The sequence below is a fragment of the Streptomyces sp. SudanB25_2051 genome (genome assembly GCF_964272635.1).
Lineage (GTDB): Bacteria > Actinomycetota > Actinomycetes > Streptomycetales > Streptomycetaceae > Streptomyces.
Genome location: NZ_OZ186787.1, coordinates 5,200,030 through 5,220,358, shown reverse-complemented (window position 1 = coordinate 5,220,358; position 20,329 = coordinate 5,200,030). Strand labels below are relative to the sequence as shown.

Here is a 20,329-nt window from a genome sequence, read left to right as displayed (position 1 = left end):
GGGGACAGCAAGTGTGCCCGGCTCGGCGTCGAACGCAAGGGCGAATCACAGGACCGGTCCATGTGATCACCATCACCCGCGATTGGCTCGAAGATCTTCGCCGTCATGCCTTGCGGTCGCTCTCGCGGCAGGCCAATGATGGGCGAGGCGCCCGGGAGGAACCGGCGCGACGGCGAGGGGGCCGCTACCGCCCCCTCCCCTGCGAGCGCACCCCGCGGCCCGGTACTTCCGCACGTCCGCACGACCGCATTCGCACGACCGCACCCGCACGACAGCGTTCACGACAGCGACAGCGTCCACGACAGCGTTTCCACACGACAGCACTTGCGCATCCGGCAGTTCAGCACTCTGGCGTACTTGCAATCCTGACAGCGCGGACGGCTCACGGAGCAGCCCTCACATGACTGCTCGTGGGACGGTCGCCGCTCGATCTCGGGGGGATCGGCACGGGCGCACGGGGGACCGACCCCGTGCGCGCGTTGTGTTCCGGCACGGGGCCCTCACAAGGGCAGCCCCGGATGCCGTGTGCCCCTGACCCGGGACCGGGCGGCGCTCACCCGACGCGCCGCGGGCCTTCACGGGGAGACACGGCTTTGACTTCTTTGAGTTCCGTCCTGATCGGCAGCGGAAGCGTCCTCGCGCGCTGCGGCGAGGCACTCGTGGCGAAGGGGCACCGGATCACGGCCGTGGTGACCAGCGACGCCACCGCGCGGTCCTGGGCGGTCAAGGCGGGCGTCCCGCACCACGAACTCGCCGAGGCCGTGGCCCTCGCACCGAGGCTGACCTGCGACCTCCTGCTGAGCGTGGGCAACTACGCGGTCGTGCCCGAGGCGCTGCTGCGCTGCGCGGAGCGCGCCGCCGTCAACTACCACTACGGCCCCCTCCCCGAGTACGCGGGCCTGCACGCGCCGTCGTGGGCCATCGCCGAAGGGGCGCGCGAGTACGGCATCACCTGGCACCGGATGGCGCGGACCGTCGACACCGGCGAGGTGCTGGGGCGGGTGCCGGTGGCGATCGAGCCGGATGACACCGCGCTCTCGCTGGGCCTGAAGTGCGACGACGCGGCGGTCGCCGGCCTGGGCGAACTGGTCGACGCGATCGCGGAGGGCCGCGAGACCCCGGTGCCGCAGGACTCCGCGACGCGCCGCTACTTCTCACGGCACACCCAGTTCCCCGCCGAGGGGCTGATCGACTGGAGCCTCCCGGCCGAGCGCGTCGCCGCCATGGTCCGGGCCACCGACCACGGACCGTTCGCCAGCCCGCTGGTGTGGCCCAAGACCGGTGCCGGCGGGCGGTTCTACGCCGTGCGTGAGGCCCGCGCCGACGCCGGCGGCGCCGCCCCGGCCGCCGGTGGCACCGCCTCACAGGCCGCCGCTCCCGGCACGGTCCTGGCCTGCGACGACGCGTCGGGCCTGCGGGTGGCCACGGGATCCGGAAGCGTCACGCTGACCCGGCTGTGCACCCTGGAGGGCGAGGAGCGGAGCGTCGGCGCGGTCGCCGCGGCCCTCGGGATCCGGCCCGGCACGGTCCTGGACCGCCCCGGCGACGAGGCGGGCGCCCGGCTGACGGAGGCGGGCGTACGCGCGTCGAAGGCCGCCCGCCACTGGCGTGAGCGCCTGGCCGGGGACGGCTCGCACCCCTACCGCCTCCCCTTCCCGAGGCCCCGCGCCGCGGACGCCGCGCCGGAGGCGGAGCCCGTACGCGTACGCTGCCACGTCCCGCCCGCGCAGGGCGGCGACGGTCCGGACGCCGCCGCGGCGGCCGCCGCCCATCTGGCCGGCGCGCTGGCCGTGTTCCTGAGCCGGGCGAGCGGCGTTCCGGAGGTCCGGCTCGCGATGGCGGCCCCGCGCGAGGGCGTCGACCCCGCGCACCGGGACCTGTTCGCGGCCTGGCTGCCGCTGCCGTGCCGGGTCGACGCGGGCGCGACGATCGCCGAGAACCTGCGGGCGGTGCGGGAGGAGTTCACCGCCGGCCAGGAGCGGGGCTGGCTGCGCCGCGACGCGATCGGCCGGGACGAGGCGCTCCGGGAGCGCTGGAGCGGCGGCGCCCTCACCCCGGACGTCCTCGTCTCCTGGGGCCCCCGCGCCGCCGGGACGGACACCGGTGTCCGGGGCGGCGACCGCCCGGCTCTGGAACTCCACATCGAATCCGACGGCTCCGAAGACGGCGTCCTCGTCGCCTTCCACCACGACGGCACGCGTCTGGCAGCACGTGACGTCGCCCGGCTGGCCGGGCAGTTCGGCGCCTGGTGCGGCCGTCTGCCCGCCGCCGCGGAGCAGCTCACGGCCGCCGCCGACCTGCTCACCGCCGCGGAACGCGCGCTGTTCGTCGAGGAGTTCAACGACACCGGCGCGGCGGACCTCCCCGACCGGGCGCTGCACCGGCTCTTCGAGGAGGCCGCGCGCGCCCACGCCGACAAGACCGCGCTGCTGTGCGGGGACACCGGCCTGACCTACGCCGGGCTCGACTCCCGCGCCAACCGGCTCGCCCGCGCGCTGGCCGACCGGGGCGTGGGCCGGGGCGACCTGGTCGGCGTGGCCCTGGACCGCTCGATCGACCTGGTCGTCGCCCTGCTGGCGGTGCTGAAGACCGGCGCCGCGTACATGCCCGTCGACCCCCGGTTCCCGGCCGAGCGCGTCCACCAGATGATCGAGGACGCCGCTCCGGCGCTCGTCGTCACGCCCGCCGCCACCCCGGCCGCTCTGGCCGCCTGGGAGGACCGCTGTGTCAGCGTCCACGCGGGCGCGGAGGGGGACGCCGACGCGGACCTCGCCGTCGAGGTGGGCGCCGACGACCTCGCGTACGTCATCTACACCTCGGGCTCGACCGGCCGCCCCAAGGGCGTCGAGATCACCCACGGGGCGCTGTGCAACTTCCTCGGCGCCATGCGCGAGCGGCCCGGGTGCGACGCCGGCGACCGGCTGCTGGCGGTGACCACCGTGTCCTTCGACATCTCCGTGCTGGAGCTGTTCCTGCCCCTGCTGGCCGGCGCGACCGCGGTCATCGCCGAGGCGCGGGAGACCCTGGACGCGAAGGCGCTGAGCGGTCTGCTGGAGCGGCACGCGATCACCGTCATGCAGGGCACCCCCGCGACGTGGCAGCTGCTGCTGGACGGGGGCTGGCAGGGCACCCCGTCCCTGCGCAAGATCCTCTGCGGCGGCGAGGCGCTGCCCCGCGACCTGGCGGACCGGCTGCTCGCCGCCGCGGGCGAGGGCTCGGTGTGGAACATGTACGGCCCCACCGAGACCACCGTGTGGTCCACGGTCTGGGAGGTGGAGGACCGGGCCGGGCAGGACGGCGTCCTCATCGGCCGCCCCATCGACCGCACGCGGGTCTACGTCCTGGACGAGAACCTGGCGCCCGTGCCGCCCGGCTTCCCCGGTGAGCTGTGCATCGGCGGCGCCGGCGTGGCGCGCGGCTACCGCGGCGACCCGGAGCAGACCCGGCTGCGCTTCGCGGACAACCCGTTCCACCCCGGCACCCTCTACCGCACCGGCGACCTCGCCCGCTTCACCGCGCCCGGCGAGCTGACCCTGCTGGGCCGCAACGACCGCCAGGTCAAGCTGCGCGGCCACCGCATCGAGCCGGCCGACGTCGAGGCGGCCCTCGTCCGCCACGAGCAGGTCTGCCGCGCCGTGGTCGTCGGCCGCGACGAGCAGCTGGTCGCCTACTGCGTCCGCGACACCGCGGCGGCCGGCGGGGCCGCCGCGGACCGGGGCACCGCCCTCGCCGAGTGGGCCGCCGCCTGGGACCGCGCCTACGAAGCCGACACCGGCGCCTTGGACGGCGGCACCGGCGCCACCGCTCCCGGCGGGGACTCCGGCACCGGCCCCGCCACCGCCGACGCCCCGTTCAACCTGGCGGGCTGGCGCAACAGCTACGACGGACTGCCCTTCGCCGAGCGGGAGATGCGCGACTGGCAGCAGGCGTCCGTCCGGCGCGTCCTCTCCCACGCGCCTTCGAGCGTCTTCGAGATCGGCTCCGGCAGCGGTCTGATGCTGTTCGCCCTGGCGCCGCACTGCCGCGCCTACCACGCCGTGGACGCCTCCGCGGCGGCCGTCGAGGCGACCCGCAGGCACCTGGCCTCCCTGCCGCACGTGACCTGCGAGCAGCGCCCCGCGCACGAGCTGCCCGAGGTGGCCGAGGGCGCCTACGACACCGTGGTCGTCAACTCGGTCGCCCAGTACTTCCCCGACGCCGACTACCTGACGTCGGTGCTGGAGTGGGCGACCAGGGCGGTCACCAGGGGACGGGTGTTCCTCGGCGACGTCCGCGACCTGTCGCTCCTCGAGGTGTTCCACGCCGACGTCGCGGAGTTCCGCGCGGGCGCCGAGGGCGGTCTGCCCGCCGCCGACGAGCTGGCCCGCCGGGCCGAGCGCGGCCTGCGCGCCGAGCGCGAACTGGTCCTCGACCGGGCGTACTTCGCCGGACTCCAGGCCCGCTTCCCGCAGATCGCCCGGGTCGACATCGCCCTGCGCGAGGGCCGGTACGTCAACGAGATGACGCGGTACCGCTACGACGTCACCCTCCACATCGGTGAGGACACCCCGCCCGCGACGCCGGCGCGGGAGCGGGACTGGCAGGCCGACGGCCTCGACCGGGCCGCGCTCCGCGCCGAGCTGGACACCGTCACCGACCGCCCGCTCCGGCTGAACGGCGTCCCCAACGGCCGCCTCGCCGAGGTGTCCGGCCGGGTCGCCGCCGTCCTGGAGGCCATGGGCGCGGACACCTCCCCGGTGCCCGCGTCCTGGGTCGACCCCGCGGACCTCGCGGACCTCGCCGGTGAGGCCGGCCTGGAGCTGGCGCTGCTGCCCAGCGGCTCCGGCGACACCTGGCGGTGCGACGCCGTGTTCTGGCGGCCGGGCCAGACCCCCGACCTGAGCCCGCGCCCCGGCGCGCCGGCCGGCGACGCCGCCACCCGGTACGCCAACACGCCGGCCGTCGGCGAGCCCGACAGGGCCCCGCTGTCCCGCGTCCTGCGGCCCTGGCTGGCCGAGCGGCTGCCGGAGTACATGGTGCCGGCGTTCATCGTGGAGCTGGACGAGCTTCCCCTGACCCCGAACGGCAAGATCGACGAGAAGGCCCTGCCGGACCCCGTCGTGGAGGCCGACACCACGGCCAGGCCCGCCACCGAACTGGAGCGGGACATCATCGCCGTCTGGTCGGAGGTCCTCGGCCACGACCGGATCGGCGTCAACCAGAACTTCTTCGAGATCGGCGGCAACTCGCTGCGGGTCGTCCGCGTCCAGTCGCGCCTGGAGGAACTGCTGGGACGCCCCGTCCCGGGCGCCAAGCTGTTCGAGCACTTCACCGTCAAGTCCCTGGCCGCCTACCTGGCCGGCGACGACACCCGCGCCGGCCGGCAGGCCGTGCCCGGTCTGCGCCGCGCCGTCCACGACGAACCCATCGCCATCATCGGCATGGCCTGCCGCCTCCCCGGCGACGCCAACACCCCGGAGGAGTACTGGGAGCTGCTGGAGCGCGGCGGCGACGGCATCGTCGAGGCCCCCAAGGACCGCTGGGACGCCGAGGCCCTGTACAACCCGGACCCGGAGGTGCCCGGCACCTCGTACTGCAGCCGGGGCGGGTTCGTCTCCTCCCCCGTCGACCTGTTCGACGCGCCCTTCTTCGGCATCTCCCCGCGCGAGGCCCGCTCGCTCGACCCGATGCAGCGGATGGTGCTGGAGACCACCTGGGAGGCGTTCGAACGCGCCGGTTACACCATGGACCGGCTGCGCGGCAGCCAGACCGGCACCTTCGTCGGCGTCGGCAAGACCTCCGCGTACCACGAGTACGGCCTCACCATGGCGGGCGGGCTGGCCGACCTCGACGGCTATGTCGGGCCCGGCTCCGCCGGCGGCACCATGTCCGGCCGGGTGTCGTACGTGTTCGGCCTGGAGGGCCCGACCCTCACCCTGGACACGGCGTGCTCGTCGTCGCTGGTCACCACCCACCTGGCGTGCAACGCGCTGCGCAACGGCGAGTGCGACCTCGCGGTGTCGGCCGGTGTGAGCCTGATGCTCACCCCGGAGCTGCACGTCGAGTTCAGCCGCCTGCGCAACATGTCCCCGGACGGGCGCTGCCGCTCGTTCTCCGCCGACACCGAGGGCACCGGCTGGAGCGAGGGCTCCGCCGCGGTGGTCCTCAAGCGGCTGTCCGACGCCCAGCGCGACGGTGACCCGATCCTCGCCGTGCTGCGCGGCACCGCCGTCAACCACGACGGGCACAGCGCCAGCCTGACCACGCCCAGCGGCCCCGCCCAGCAGCGGGTCATCCGCGCCGCGCTGGGCGCGTCCGGGCTCCAGCCCGACGACATCGACTACCTGGAGGCGCACGGCACCGGGACCAAGCTCGGCGACCCCATCGAGGGCACCGCGCTCGCGGAGGTCTTCGGCGGCAGCCACTCCGGCCGGGAACCGCTGTGGGTCGGCTCGGCCAAGTCGAACCTCGGCCACACCCAGGCCGCCGCCGGCCTCGCCGGTGTCATGAAGGTCGTCCTGGCCCTGCGCAACGACACGCTGCCCCGCACCCTGCACGTCAGCGAGCCCACGCCGACCGTGGACTGGGAGGGCGCGGGCATGGCGCTCCTGCGGGAGCAGCGGCCGTGGCCGGCGAAGGACGTGCCGCGCCGCGCCGGCGTCAGCTCGTTCGGCATCGGCGGCACCAACGCCCATGTGATCGTCGAGGAGCCGCCGCGGCCCGCCGCGAAGGACGCGGAGGAGAGCGCGTCCGCGCCGCCGCCCACGCTGCCGTTCCTGGTGTCCGGCCACACCGACGCGGCGCTGCGCGCCCAGGCGGAGAGCCTGCACCTGCACATGGGCATGAACATCCAGGACCGCCTCGGCGACGTGGCGCGCTCCCTGGCGACGACCCGCAGCCACTTCCGCCACCGGCTGGTGCTGCTGGCCAAGGACAAGGCGGAACTCCTCGACAGGCTGGCCTCGTTCGCCCGTACCGGCGAGGTGCCCGCGGAGTCGGTGCGCAGCGGGAGTCTGACCGAGGAGCCGTCCCTGGCCGTGCTGTTCACCGGACAGGGCAGCCAGCTCCCCGGCATGGGCAAGGACCTGTACGACGTCCACCCGGTCTTCCGGGAGGCGCTGGACGAGGTCGCCGCCCGCTTCACCGGCCTGGAGCGGCCGCTGCTCGACGTGATGTGGGCCGCCCCGGACAGCGAGGACGCGGCGCTGCTGCACCGCACCGACTTCACCCAGCCCGCCCTGTTCGCCCTCGAGGTGGCGCTGTGGCGGCTGTGGGACAGCTGGGGCGTGCGCCCGGAGCTGCTGCTCGGGCACAGCATCGGCGAGCTGGCCGCCGCCCATGTGGCGGGGGTGTTCGACCTGGACGACGCCTGCCGGCTGGTCGCGGCGCGCGGCCGGCTGATGCAGGCCCTGCCCGCCCGCGGCGCCATGGTGTCGCTGGAGGCCGACGGCGCGGAGGCGGAGGCCGCCATCGACGCGCTGGGGCTGCGCGGCGCGCTGGACGTCGCCGGGCTCAACACCCCGACGCAGACCGTGCTGTCCGGTGACACCGAGGCCGTGGAGGCGATCGCCGCGCACTTCGCGGAGCGGGGCCGCAAGGCCAAGCGGCTGACGGTGTCCCACGCCTTCCACTCCCACCACATGGACGGCATGCTCGACGAGTTCCGGGCCGTCGCTGAGACCGTCCGCTTCCGCCCGGCGCGGATCCCCCTGGTCAGCAGCCTCACCGGGGAACTCGCCGCGCCCGGCGAACTGGAGCGGCCCGGCTACTGGGTGCGCCAGGTGCGCCACGCGGTCCGCTTCAGCGACGGCATGCGCGGCCTGCGCCGGGAGGGCGCCAACACCTTCCTGGAGCTCGGGCCGCAGCCGGTACTGTCCGGTCTGGGCGCGTCCTGCCTGGCCGACGAGGGCCCGGTGTCCTGGGTGCCGTCCTGCAAGGCCGACGGGAACGGGGCCACGGTCGTCCAGCGGGCGCTGGCCGAGCTGCACGTGCGGGGCGTCGCGGTCGACTGGGACGGCTACTTCGCGCCGTTCGGCAGCGGCCGGGTGGACCTGCCGACGTACGCCTTCCAGCGGGAGCGGTTCTGGTTCGAGCCGCCGGTGTCGCGTGAGGTCGGCGCGGGTCTCGACCCGACCGGGCACGCGCTGCTGGGCGGCGGTGTGGAGATCGCCGGGACCGGGCTGTCGCTGTTCACCACCGTCGTGGCGGCCGACCAGCCGGTGTGGGTGCAGGAGCACCGGGTGATGGACGCCGTCCTGATGCCGGGCACCGCGTTCTTCGAGGCCATGCGGGCGGCGGGCGACGCGGCCCACGAGGGCCAGTGGGACCTGTCGGACGTGGTCATCGCCTCGCCCCTGGTCCTCGCCTCCGGGGTGCCGGTGCGGATGCAGGTCACCGTGGGCCCCGAGGTCGGCGACAGCCGTCCCGTGCAGGTCTACAGCGCGCCCGAGGGCGAGGACGGCGGCTGGCAGCTGCACGCGGAGGGCCGGATCAGCCCCGCGCGGGACATGGCCGGCGCCGCCGTGACGGTGCCGCCCCGCGGCGCCGAGCCGCTCGACGCGTCCGCCCTCTACCGCGACCTGGACGCCCTCGGCTACGGCTACGGGCCGACCTTCCAGGGCATCAAGGAGGCCTGGCACGTGGGCGGGGAGGTGTGGGCGAGGGCCGCGCTGCCGGAGAGCGCCGAGCAGACGGCCGCCGGCTACGTCCTGCATCCGGCGCTGCTCGACTCGGCCATGCACTCCCTGCTGCTGACGCAGCGGCTGCGGAATCGCACCGGCGACGACCTGTTCGTGCCGTTCGAGGCGGAGCGCCTGTCGCTGCGGGTCAAGGGCCTGAAGGAGATCTGGGTCCGGGTCGCGGACTTCGAGCTGGGCGACGGCGAGTTCTGGGCGTCGCTCGACATCCACGACGGCGACGGCGCCTTCGTCGGCCGGCTCCACCGCCTCCACGCGCGGCGGGTGGACCGGGCGGTGCTGCGCCGCCTCGCCGCGGCCGGGGTGGAGCGCTTCCAGTTCGACGTGGACTGGCGTCCCGTCGACACCGGCAACGTCGAACTGGGCGGCTCCTGGGGCATGATGACCCCGGCCGGGGACGTGCCGTGGGCGCGGGAGGTCAAGACCCTCCTCGCCCGTGCCGGAATCCAGGTGATCAAGGTCCGGGAGCTGGAGGACGCCGAGGACCTGGACGGCCTGGTGTGCCTGTGGGACTCCGGCGCGGACGTCCCGGCGCAGGCCCACGCGTTCGCCGCCGGGGCGCTGGAGCAGCTCCAGGAGGCGGTCGGCACGGAGTTCCGCGCGCCGCTGGTGTGGGTGACCCGCCACGCGGTGGGCACCGGCGCCGACGACATGGTCTCCGGTCTGGGCGCCGGACCGCTGTGGGGCCTGATGCGGACCGCCCGCAACGAGCACCCCGAGCTGAACCTGCGCCTGATCGACCTCGGGGACGAGGAGGCGGACCGCGGGGCGCTGCCCGCCGCGCTGATGCTGGAGGCCGAGCCGGAGTGCGCGCTGCGCCGCGGCGAGGTGCTGGTGCCGCAGCTGACGCGGGTGGGCGCGGAGCGGGAGCTGCAGCTCCCGGCGGACGGCCCCTGGCAGCTGGAGATCGCCGCGAAGGGCCGCCTGGACGAGCCGCTGAAGGTGCGGACCCTCCCGGAGCGGGTCCTCGCGCCGGGCGAGATCCGCGCCGAGGTGAGGGCCACGGGCGTCAACTTCCTCGATGTGCTCAACGCCCTCGGCATGGTGGAGATCCCGGCGTTCGGCCTGGAGTTCGCCGGTGTGGTCACCGAGGTCGGCGGCAGCGTCGACCGGGTGAAGGTGGGCGACGCCGTGCTCGGCCTGGCCCGGGGCTCCTTCGCCTCCGAGGTCGTCACGGACGCGCGCCAGGTGGTGCGCGTGCCGGAGCACCTCTCCTTCGAGGAGGCCGCCACCATCCCGATGACCTTCCTCACCGCCTGGTACGGCCTGCACGAGCTCGGCGGCCTGCGGGCGGGCGAGCGGGTGCTGGTCCACGCCGCGGCCGGCGGCGTCGGCATGGCGGCCGTGCAGCTGGCGCGGCTCGCCGGCGCGGAGGTGTACGGCACCGCCAGCGAGCCCAAGTGGCCCGCGCTGCGGGAGCTCGGCCTCGACGACGCGCATCTCGCCTCCTCGCGCGACCTGGGCTTCGTGGAGCGCTTCGGCAAGGGGACGGGCGGCGCGCCGGGCGGCGGCTTCGACGTGGTGCTGAACTCCCTGGCGACCGAGTTCATCGACGCGAGCCTCGACATGCTGGGCGAGGGCGGGCGGTTCCTGGAGATGGGCAAGATCGATGTGCGGGAGCAGTCCGCCATCGACCGCAGCCACCCGGGCGTGACGTACACCGTGTACAACCTGCCGGAGGCGGGCCCGGACCTCATCCAGCGGATGCTGGTCGCCATCGCGGCGCTGTTCGACGAGCGCAAGCTCACGCCGCTTCCGCTGCGGACCTTCCCCCTCACCCAGGCCTCCGACGCCCTGCGCTTCATCGCCCAGGCGCGGCACGTGGGCAAGGTGGTGCTGGTCCCGGCCCGGCAGCGGCAGTTCGTACGGCCGGACGGCGCTGTCCTCGTCACCGGTGGCGTGGGCGACCTCGGGCGGCGTGTCGCCAGGTGGCTGACCGGCGTCCACGGCGTGCGCGACCTGGTGCTGACGTCCCGGCGCGGCCCCGACTCCCCCGGCGCGCAGGCGCTGGTGGACGAGCTGGCCGGGCTGGGCGCCGAGGCGACCGTGGTGGCCTGCGACGCGGCCGACCGCGACGATGTGGCGGCGGTGCTGGCCCTGTTCGGCGAGGAGCGTCCGCTGCGCGGCGTGGTCCACGCGGCGGGCGTCCTGGACGACGGCGCGCTGACGGCGCTGACGCCGGAGCGGTTCGGCGCGGTGCTGCGGCCCAAGGTGGACGGCCTGTGGCATCTGCACGAGCTGACCGCGGACATGGACCTGGACCTCTTCATGATGTTCTCGTCCATCGCGAGCGTCATGGGGGCGCCCGGCCAGGGCAACTACGCCGCGGCCAACGCGTTTCTGGACGCGCTGGCGCATCTGCGCCGGGCCAAGGGCCTGCCGGCCACGTCGGTGGCGTTCGGCCCGTGGGAGGGCGACGGCATGGCCGCCGGGCTCAGCGAGTTCGACCGGGCACGCTTCGCGCAGCTCGGCCTGGACCGGCTGTCCCCGGACGAGGGCCTGGAGCTGTTCGAGCTGGCCGTCAGGAGCGGCCGCCCGCTGACCATGGCCGCCGCGCTGGACCTGAACCGCGTGCAGCACTACTACGAGAACCGGGGCGGCATCCCGCCGCTGTTCCGGTCGCTGCTCTCGGCCAACGCCGGCGGGCGCGCCCGGGCCGGAAGCGGCACGGACCTGCGCAAGCTGCTCGCGGAGGCGGCACCGGAGGAGTACCCGGCCGTGGTGCTCGGCGTGGTCCGCGAGGAGGTGGCGAAGACGCTGGGCTTCGCCTCGCCGGACGCGGTGGACGTCGGCGTACCGCTCCAGGACATCGGCATCGACTCGCTGACGGCGGTGCTGATGCGCAACCAGCTCGCGGATCTGACGGGGCTGGCCCTGCCCGCGAAGATCGCCTTCGACCACCCGCACCTCACGTCGCTGGCCGAGTTCCTGCTCGCCAAGCTGCTGGAGGCGGGGCTCGACGAGGCACGCGGGGCGGCGGGTCCCGTCGCCGCCGAGGAGGGGGGCGCGGCGGACGCCCCGGGCGCGGACGTGTCGACGGCCCGGAAGGGCTGCCTGCACCCCGAGCTGCGCTTCGACAACGCCGCCGCGGCGCCGGTACGCCCGGAGGCGGTGTTCGTGACCGGCGCCACCGGGTTCGTCGGCGCCTACCTGCTGCACGAGCTGCTCGCCTCCGACGTGGTCGCCTACTGCCTGGTGCGGGCCGGCGACGCCCGGCAGGCCATGGACCGCCTGGTCGCGTCCCTCGACGCGTACGGCCTGTGGCGGGAGGAGTTCGGGCCGCTGCTGAACCCGGTGGTGGGCGATCTGACGAAGCCGCTGTTCGGCCTGCCGGAGGAGGAGTTCGACGAGCTGGCCGAGCAGGTCGACGCCATCTGCCACTCCGGCGCCCTGGTCGACTGGATGCGGCCGCTGGAGGACTACATCGGCCCGAACGTGGTGGGGACGCACGAGGCGCTGCGGCTGGCGTCGCGGGGCCGCGGCAAGGCGTTCCACTTCGTCTCCACCTTCGCCACGCTCCCCAAGTACCTGGGGTACGAGGTGAGCGAGGACGACCGGGAGTACGGCTACCTGACCTCGAAGTGGCAGGCGGAGCAGATGGTGGCCGCCGCCCGCTGGCGGGGCGCCCGGGCGTCGACGTACCGGCTGCCGTTCGTGGGCGCGTCGACCCGCACCGGGCACTTCCGGCTCGACCGCGGGGACTTCCTGCACAACCTGATCACCGGTTCCCTGGAGCTGGGGAGCTTCCCGTCGGTGGCCACCGACCTCACGGCGGTGCTGCCGGTGGACTACCTGTGCCGGACCATCGCCGGGGCGGTGACGGACGACCTCGGGCGCATCGGCAGGGACTACGACTTCGTCAACTCCGGCGCCCCGTCGTTCGACCGCTTCTTCGAGATGGTCGGCGCCGCCGGCGGCGGGGCCAAGGTCGTGCCCTTCGACGAGTGGCGGCGGCAGGCGCTGGAGTACGCCGCCGGGCATCCGGCCGGCCCGCTGGCCCGGATCGCCGCCGTGGTGGACGGCCTGACGGCGGAGGGCCTGGCGGACATGTTCGCCGCGCTTCCCGTGGGAGGCGCCGTCTTCGGCGCGGAGGACTACCCGTCCCCGCCGATCGACGAGGACTTCGTCCGCACCTATGTGGACCGCATCAACACTTCGGACCGAGCGGAGAACACGACGGCATGAGCGACGCGACCCAGGCGGCAGACATGACGGCGGACGCGGCGGTGGACGACGACGCCACGGTCACCGGCACGTACCAGAAGACCGGCACCTTCCTGCACTCGTCGGCGGCGGCCCACGCGGAGCAGCTGTCGCCGGTGCTGGACAAGTACCAGGTCGACAAGGAGGAGATGGCGTCCCGGCTGCCTCCGCACCGGACGCTGAACACCAGCTGCTTCCACCCCGAGGTGCTCCCCACCGAGGTCGTCCGGATGAACCTGGACGACGACCTGGCGGACAACCTGGCGCGGCAGCTGCGCTGCCAGGCGGTGATCCAGGAGAGCTTCGCCGCCGCCTCGATCGGCAGCTACTTCCCGGTCTCCACGATGTTCGAGAACTGCGTGCTGTTCGTGCCGTCGGCGAAGCGGTTCTACGACCTGAACCAGGACATCGTCCACGAGCACTTCCCCGAGGTCGAGACGGCGGTGGTGAACGCGTTCATCGTGCCGGCGGAGAAGCGCCCGTACGGCACGCACGCGGCCAGCTCGATCGCCCTGCAGATCCCGTCGCTGGTGAAGAAGCAGCTCGGTTTCCCGACCGAGTACCGCTCCTTCCACACCGCGCTCACCCCGACGCCGCTGACCCGGCAGCCGTTCGTCATCTTCGAGGAGGCCGAGGTGGAGGCCCCGAACCTCCCCTACGTCTACGAGAAGATGCTCGAACACGGCCTGGAGGGCGAGGAGAAGGAGGCCGTCGACAAGGCGCTGTACCTCTTCCTCGAGGGGAAGCTGTCGGAGATCGACCTGCCGACGGTGCGGGACTTCCTCATGGCGATGTACTGGGCGAAGACGTACGCGGACAGGCCGTCGCCCGGCTACTACTGCGACAGCCGGGTCGGCGACGCGCTCGTCTTCGACAACTACCGGGCGCACGCGGACAGCACCCTGCCCCGCACCAGCAAGGACCGCCTCACCATCGACCTGCGCTGCTTCAACAAGGTGCACTACCCCAAGGGCATGACCAGCGGCCTGGACTTCATCGTCGACCCGGACGAGCGGGCCTACCAGATCAAGCGCAAGTGGGCGTCGATCGACTTCCTCCTGGCCACGCTCGGCTACGAGAGCGTCGACGAGTTCCTGCGCCTGGTGTTCGGCGGGTCGCGGACCGCGGCGGACATCGACCCGTTCGGCCTGATGACCGATCTGCAGTTCGGCATCTACAACAAGTCCGAGTACCACCTGCTGGACCAGAACCTGGACGACCACTACGAGCGGGTCGAGGCCCTGTACGACCGGATCGCGAAGGAGGGCGAGTACGTCCTGCCGGAGCGGGCCCGGCGCTGCCTCGCCGCCCTGAGCGAGCAGCCCGGCGGCTGAGGCCCGGGCCCCGGGCCCGTCGCGGGTCGCGGGCCCGAGTCCGGGACCCCGGCCCGGGGTCCGGGTCGCGTGACGCGGTCCCGGGGCCCGCCTCGCGGACCATCCGCGGGGCGGGCCCCGCGGGCCTTCGACATCGATGGAGGAAGGCGCAGTGAGCGCAGCAGAGTCCGTGGACGACCTGGTGGAGCGCTTCTTCACGGTCGTGAAGCTGCCGCACGACCCGTTCGCGAGGGCGTTCCTCAACCGGTGCCGTTCGCACACGGTCAAGGTGAACGGCCGCTTCTACAAGTACTTCCAGAGCGGAAGCGGCCCGACCGTCCTGCTCGTCCACGGTCTGAACACCAATCTGGGCAGCATGGTCCCGCTCGCGGAGGAACTCCTCGCGCAGGGCTACCGCGTGGTGCTGCTCGACGTGCCGCCGCACGGGGAGGCGCTGGGCACCACGGGCGACCCCGCAGAGATCCGCGCCCTGCTGCGCGCCCTGTACGACAGGCTCACGGGCCTGCACGCGGTGGTGGCGCACTCCATGGGCGGCCTGTGGGCGCTCACGGCGTGGCACGCCGGGGTGACCGCCAGGACCGTGGTCTCCATCTCCGCCCCGCCCGCCATGATGTTCCTGGTGGAGCGGTTCGCGGAGATGAACGGCCTGGACGCGGATCGGGTCCGGGAGGTCGTCGGCCGTATCGAGGAGCGCTGCGGGCAGGCGGTGTGGGACGAGTACTCGACGCTCGGGGCGGCCCGCACGCTCGGTGTGCCGGGGCTGGTCGTCCACGGCGCGGCCGACGACTACGTGCCCGCCGTGCACGCGGCCGAGCTGCACGCCGGCTGGCGGGGCTCCGCCGTGGAACTGGTCGAGGGCGCCGGCCACTTCGACATCGTGGAATCACCCGAGGTCAGGAAGATCGTCTCCGCTCATCTGCGGAGTGTGGAAGAGACAAGGTAAGGGGCTCTCACATTGGACACCGACACCACGGAGAAGCTGCGCAGGCTGGCCTTCACCCCGCTGCGGACGCAGCCTCCGAACGCCACCCGGCCCGTCCTGGAGCAGGCCGCCAAGGAGGTCGAGGTCGTCGACGGCGACAAGGTGGTCCACTACCTCTGGGGCACGGGCGAGCGGCGGGTCCTGCTGGTCCACGGCTGGGCCGGCAACGCCGGGCACCTGACGGTCCTGGCGGACGCGCTCGCCGGGGCGGGCTGCTCGGTGGTCGTCCCCGATCTGCCGGGCCACGGCGAGTCGGAGGGCGGCGAGTCCTCCGTGATCCACTTCGCCAGGGCGGTCGAGGCGGCCCACGAGCGGTTCGGCCCCTTCCACGGCGTCGTCGCCCACTCGCTGGGCGCCGCGGCGACGACGTACGCCATGTCGCGCGGGGTCACGCTGGAGCGTGCCGTGTTCGTCAACCCGATCAGCAGCTACACCAGCCTGTGGCGCCGCTCCGGCGAGGTGATGCAGGTGTCGCCCGAGGCGATCGGGAAGGTCCGCGCCCGCGCGGAGGAGTGGCTCGGCATCTCCTTCGACGCGATCGAACCGGCTCTCGCGGCCCGTGACTTCACCAGCCGCCTGCTGGTCGTCCACGACGAGAACGACCCGGAGTCGCCGATCGGCGACAGCGAGGCCCTGGCCGCCGCCTGGGGTGAGGCGGAGCTGATGCGGGTCCGCGATCTGGGCCACACGAAGGTGCTGCGCGACGAGTCCGTGGTCCGCCGCGCCGTCGGCTTCCTGACGGAGGACGACGCGGGCGCGTAGCGGCAGCGCGGCACGACACCGCGGAGGGCGGCCACGCCACGGGCGAGGGCCGCCCTCCGCGCCGTGTCGCGGGCTTCCGGCGCAGGCCGCCCGGCGGCCGGGCTGCCACCGGTGCCGGGTGGACACGCGACGGGCCCGGCACGCCCTCGCACGCCGGGCCCGGACGGGGTCCCGTGGAAGCAGGACCTACTCGCCGGGCGGGACCCGGACGAAGCCCTCGGTCCAGTCATCCTCATCGAGCTCGCGGCGATCGATGTGGAAGCACTCCGGTTCGTCGCGGAAGCCCGGCAGCAGTCGAGCCTGACGCGCGCGCTCTTCGGCCCGTTCAAAAGTCGAGTAGACGCCGAGCAGCTTCACGTCGTCACCGTCCGACTCGTCGCAGAACACGCCGCCCTCGTCGACATGCACGGTCGAGCCGTCGGCGCCGGCCTCGTTCTGGTGGCCGACATGCCACAGCGGATACACGATCACGGACGCGAAGCTACAGCACTCACGTGCGCGGACGTCCGGCCTCCTCGCCCACGGTGCCCCACGGACATCCACCGGGCGTCACACGCCCCCCGAGGCCCTGACGCCTTCCCGCCCCTTCGCCGAACCGGCCCGGAACAGCTGGCTGGAGCAGCTCCGAAGATACGCGGCACCGACCCGGAAAAGGTATCGGAATCAACCATCTGAAAGCTCCCCCTTTCCCCTGAAAGGCCCTTGTAAAACTCGGCAGGACGCAGATCGGGGCGTATTCTGAAGACAGACCGCACATACGGAAGTACGACACCGTTCAACTTCCGCACCCCTCCTGATGACAGCGCCGACTTCTTCACGCGGTCGACCGTGTGCCTCCGGACGAGAGGAGCGGGAAAGAAGCACCGACGCCTGCGGACAGGCAGCACCATCATGGTTTCCTACGCATCGGCGGATCAGGGCGAGATGGACGTCCGCGAGGACCTCCTGGAGCCCGACGAGATCACGGCGGACCAGCGGATCGTCGATTACACGACCTTCATCTTCCCCGCGCGCGGCGTCTTCGCGAGGCGGCTGGTGTGCGGCCCCACCCTCAAGTCGTACAGCCGGGCCTTCGTGTCGCTGTGCGAGGTGGACGGGAACAACCGCCCCTTCCGGGGCCTGGCGACCATGAGCGTCGCCAATATCGTCCCCCATGACGACGGAATCCTGGAGATCGTGGGCGCGATTCAGTGGAACAGCGACATCAGGATACGTGCCAGCGTGTTCTGGCAGTAGCGGTCACGCGTCCGCCCGGCGCGCGCCGGCGGGCCGCGAACGGCCCCGCCGGCACAGGCACAGCCGGCATCGGACGGCCGCTCAGGACCGCCGGTCCAGGACCGCCGGCCCAGGACCACCGGCACTGGACGGCCGGCACTGGACGGCCGGCACCGGACGGCCCCCGGTCCGCCACCGGGCCTTCCGGCGGCCGCACCGACACATACATCCGCGACGCTCCGGGAGCGGAAGTGTCCGAAGACGGCGCACAAGGGCAGCGAACACCGGAAAGCCGGCTGCTGGACCGGTTCCCCGGACTGCGGGAGACCGTCGAGTCGCTGCCGGAATTCACCGCCTGGCTCGAACGGCATCCCCCTCTCGAGGTGGACGGCGAGATGTTCCGGGTCGCGCGGGGCGACCAGCTCATGGACCGCGACCAGTTGATCGTCGAATGGATCAGGCTTTTCCGGCCGGAACTGCTGGAAGAAGGAAAAGAACCATGACCTACAGCTCCGACAAGCGGCCGCCCGAGATCGTCATCGACGGCCAGGTCTTCTACCGGGTGGAGGGCGATCTGCTCCTCGACTCCGACGAGCTGGACGTCTATCTGGAGACACAGCAGGCACTGCGGGCCCAGCGCGAGGCCGCCCGGCGTCTGAGGGAGCGGGGCGTCGCCGGCGTCGACGGGGACACCGGCCCGCTGGGGCGGCTGACCAGCGGACTGCTCGGCATCCTCCAGGACGGCAAGATCGTCCGCTGGGAACCGGGCACGGTCCTGAAGTACTGCGTCCTGCGGAAGACCTTCCCCAAGAGGGAGTGGTACACGGCGGTCGTCGAGAACATGCAGCGCGCCACCGAGGACTGGTCGGCGACGTGCGGCGTGCGGTTCGAACACGTCACCGCCGCCGACGAGAGCGACGCGCTGCGACCGCCGGAAGTGGTCTTCCCCGTACGGCACCTGGACTCCGGTGGCCAGTTCATCGCCTCGGCGTTCTTCCCCAACGACCCGGAGGGCCGCCGGCGCGTCTTCATCGACCCGTCGTACCACACCACCAGCTTCGACCACGTCGGCGTGCTGCGGCACGAGCTGGGCCACGCCATCGGCTTCCGGCACGAGCACATCCGCTCCGGCGCGCCCGCCCTCTGCCCGGACGAGTCGACCGTGGGGACGGTGGACCTCACCCAGTACGACCCGCGGTCGGTCATGCACTACTTCTGCGGCGGTGTGGGCTCGCGCGAACTGGCCATCACGGAACTCGACCGCGTGGGCGCCCAGTACGTCTACGGCCCTCCGCTGTCCAGCTTCCTGCTCCTCGCCGCCTGACGGCGCCCGCGGGAAGCCCGAACGAAGGAGGCAGACGGTGCACACCGTCCCGTACACCCCCCGCGAGGGGACGGCCCGGGGCGACCGCGTCGTCGAACTGATGCGGCAGCCCGCGGAGCTCAGGGACGCCGCGTGGGTGCGGGACGCGCTCCAGCAGGCGGTCCTGCTGGAGCTGGCCACCCTCCCGCCGTACCTGTGCGGCATGTGGTCGGTCGACGAACCCGGCAGTCCCCCGGCGCTCGGCACCCTGCGGACGATCGTCTTCGACGAGATGTCGCACCTGGGCCTCGCCTGCAATCTGCTCACGACGACCGGCGGGACGCCCCGCCTCGCCGACGAGGCGCTGGTGCCCCGCTATCCGGGTCCGCTGCCCGGCGGGGTGCGGCCGGAACTGACCGTGTACCTGAGCGGGCTGACGGCGGACTCGGTGAAGATGTACGCGAGCATCGAGAAGCCCGACACGCCGGTGACGCGGTCGGCGCGGGAGTCGTTCACCTCCATCGGCGCCTTCTACACCGCGATCCTGGAGGCGCTGCGCGCGGACCCCGGCCTCATCACGGGAGCCCGGCAGGTGAGCCGGGACATGGCTCACCACGGCTCGGGAAACACCCTGACGCCTCTGACGACCCTCGCTGAGGCGGAGGCGGCGATCACCGTCATCAAGGAGCAGGGCGAGGGCACGTCCACGTCCCCCGAGAACCCGCATCCGGGCTCGGGCGGCGAACTCGCCCACTACTACGCCTTCATGGAACTGGTCGACGGGCGCGTGCCGTTGCCGGCGGCCTTCCCCATGGGCGTCGTCCCGGAGGGCGGCTGGCCCCGCACGGGCCCGGACGCCCCCGCCCCGCCGGTGACGGCCCTGCTCGACAAGTCCAACCGCGCCTACAGCGACCTGCTGAGGACCCTGGAGCAGGTGTGGAGCCAGGACGACCCCGCACAGGCGGCGGACCTGCTCGGCGAGGCGGAGGTGAAGATGTTCACCCTGCGCTCCCCCGCCCGCGACCTGATGAGACGCCCCCTCCCGGACGGCAGCGGCAAGAACTACGGCCCGGAATTCCGCTACACCCCGCCGTGAGCCGCCCGAGCGGGGCCGCCGGGCGCCGAGCGGGGCTGATGCTCCCCCGGAGCCCGAGCCCGGCTGGCGGCCGCGGCGGCGGTCGGCCGACCGAGAGGGACCTCCGTCCGACCGAGAGGGGCCTCCGGTAGCGCGTCCGGCTGAGAGGCGTTCCGTAGCGCGTGGCGGCCTGCGCGGGCAGGGGGCCGCCGTAGACGTACGGTCTGCGCGCGGGAAGGGCCCGCGCTCGTACGGCCCCGGTGCTCGTACGGCCGGTGTCCGCCGCGCGCTCCGGGCTGCGCGCGCAGGGCCTGGACGCCGAGCCCGGCGTGAGGCCGTACCGGCCGGCGGCGGAACCGGCAGCTCACCGCCGCCGCCGACGGGACCCGCCCCGCCGGACCGTCCCGGCCGGACGCCGCGTCACCGGCCCAACTCCCTTGCCGCTTAAGAAAACCGCAGCCGTACGGAACCTTGCGGCTGTCACAGGCGTCACCCTATCCTCCGGAACAGAAAGCGCTTTCACCGCACCCTCGGGACGGGGTGCCGGTGAGGCGATCGAGTCGTGGCCATCGCAGCCGCGATCCGCTCACGAGCCGCCACCGCCCGGCGCCCGGGCCGCACTCGGGCCTGCCCGCGCGCCCAGCACGAAGGACGTACGCCGCGACGCGACCCGTCGCGCGGTCCGCCGTGCCCCCGTCGGTGACGGCTCGCAGACAGCAGGTGGAGCACCCGGCGCGCGATGCCGCGCGCCCGCGCACAGCAGCACCTGGCCCGCGACCA

General features: G+C 73.5%; 9 protein-coding genes. 8 read left to right on the top strand and 1 reads right to left on the bottom strand.

Translation table 11 applies throughout. The annotated features are described in order from the left end of the window. The first annotated feature begins 593 nt into the window (after positions 1 to 593). The 4 genes from ACSUPT_RS23215 to ACSUPT_RS23200 all read left to right on the top strand — a co-directional run bounded on the left by ACSUPT_RS23215 (position 594) and on the right by ACSUPT_RS23200 (position 15,956). Positions 594 to 12,860 (top strand): amino acid adenylation domain-containing protein, encoded by a 12,267-nt coding sequence (locus ACSUPT_RS23215; RefSeq protein ID WP_436945420.1) that lies wholly within the window; start codon positions 594 to 596, stop codon positions 12,858 to 12,860. After that, positions 12,857 to 14,212, top strand: a complete 1,356-nt coding sequence (locus ACSUPT_RS23210) for a hypothetical protein (protein ID WP_351968006.1) — start codon at positions 12,857 to 12,859, stop codon at positions 14,210 to 14,212. Before ACSUPT_RS23215 ends, ACSUPT_RS23210 begins: the two co-directional genes overlap by 4 nt. A 151-nt stretch (positions 14,213 to 14,363) precedes the next feature. After that, complete coding sequence (locus tag ACSUPT_RS23205; RefSeq protein ID WP_403505775.1) at positions 14,364 to 15,155, top strand: alpha/beta fold hydrolase; 792 nt, start codon at positions 14,364 to 14,366, stop codon at positions 15,153 to 15,155. Between the two features lie 12 nt (positions 15,156 to 15,167). Continuing rightward, positions 15,168 to 15,956: an alpha/beta hydrolase gene (locus ACSUPT_RS23200; RefSeq protein ID WP_351968008.1), complete on the top strand. Its 789-nt coding sequence runs from the start codon at positions 15,168 to 15,170 to the stop codon at positions 15,954 to 15,956. 186 nt (positions 15,957 to 16,142) lie between these two features. Here ACSUPT_RS23200 and ACSUPT_RS23195 read toward each other — a convergent pair whose 3' ends face one another. Continuing rightward, positions 16,143 to 16,427 carry a DUF7336 domain-containing protein gene (locus tag ACSUPT_RS23195; protein ID WP_404148448.1) on the bottom strand — a complete coding sequence of 95 codons (285 nt, stop codon included), beginning with the start codon at positions 16,425 to 16,427 and terminating at the stop codon, positions 16,143 to 16,145. 420 nt (positions 16,428 to 16,847) lie between these two features. Between ACSUPT_RS23195 and ACSUPT_RS23190 the strand changes: the two genes are divergently transcribed. The 4 genes from ACSUPT_RS23190 (at position 16,848) to ACSUPT_RS23175 (ending at position 19,570) form a co-directional block, all read left to right on the top strand. Next, positions 16,848 to 17,192, top strand: coding sequence for a hypothetical protein (locus ACSUPT_RS23190; protein WP_351968010.1), 345 nt, complete (start codon positions 16,848 to 16,850; stop codon positions 17,190 to 17,192). A gap of 230 nt (positions 17,193 to 17,422) precedes the next feature. Continuing rightward, positions 17,423 to 17,674: a hypothetical protein gene (locus ACSUPT_RS23185; protein ID WP_351968011.1), complete on the top strand. Its 252-nt coding sequence runs from the start codon at positions 17,423 to 17,425 to the stop codon at positions 17,672 to 17,674. Continuing rightward, the gene (locus ACSUPT_RS23180) at positions 17,671 to 18,495 is read left to right on the top strand and encodes a matrixin family metalloprotease (RefSeq protein WP_351968012.1); all 825 of its coding nucleotides are present in this window, start codon (positions 17,671 to 17,673) and stop codon (positions 18,493 to 18,495) included. The genes ACSUPT_RS23185 and ACSUPT_RS23180 overlap by 4 nt, the downstream gene beginning before the upstream one ends. 37 nt (positions 18,496 to 18,532) lie before the next feature. Then, positions 18,533 to 19,570 carry a ferritin-like domain-containing protein gene (locus tag ACSUPT_RS23175; RefSeq protein ID WP_365725713.1) on the top strand — a complete coding sequence of 346 codons (1,038 nt, stop codon included), beginning with the start codon at positions 18,533 to 18,535 and terminating at the stop codon, positions 19,568 to 19,570. Positions 19,571 to 20,329: the final 759 nt, after the last annotated feature.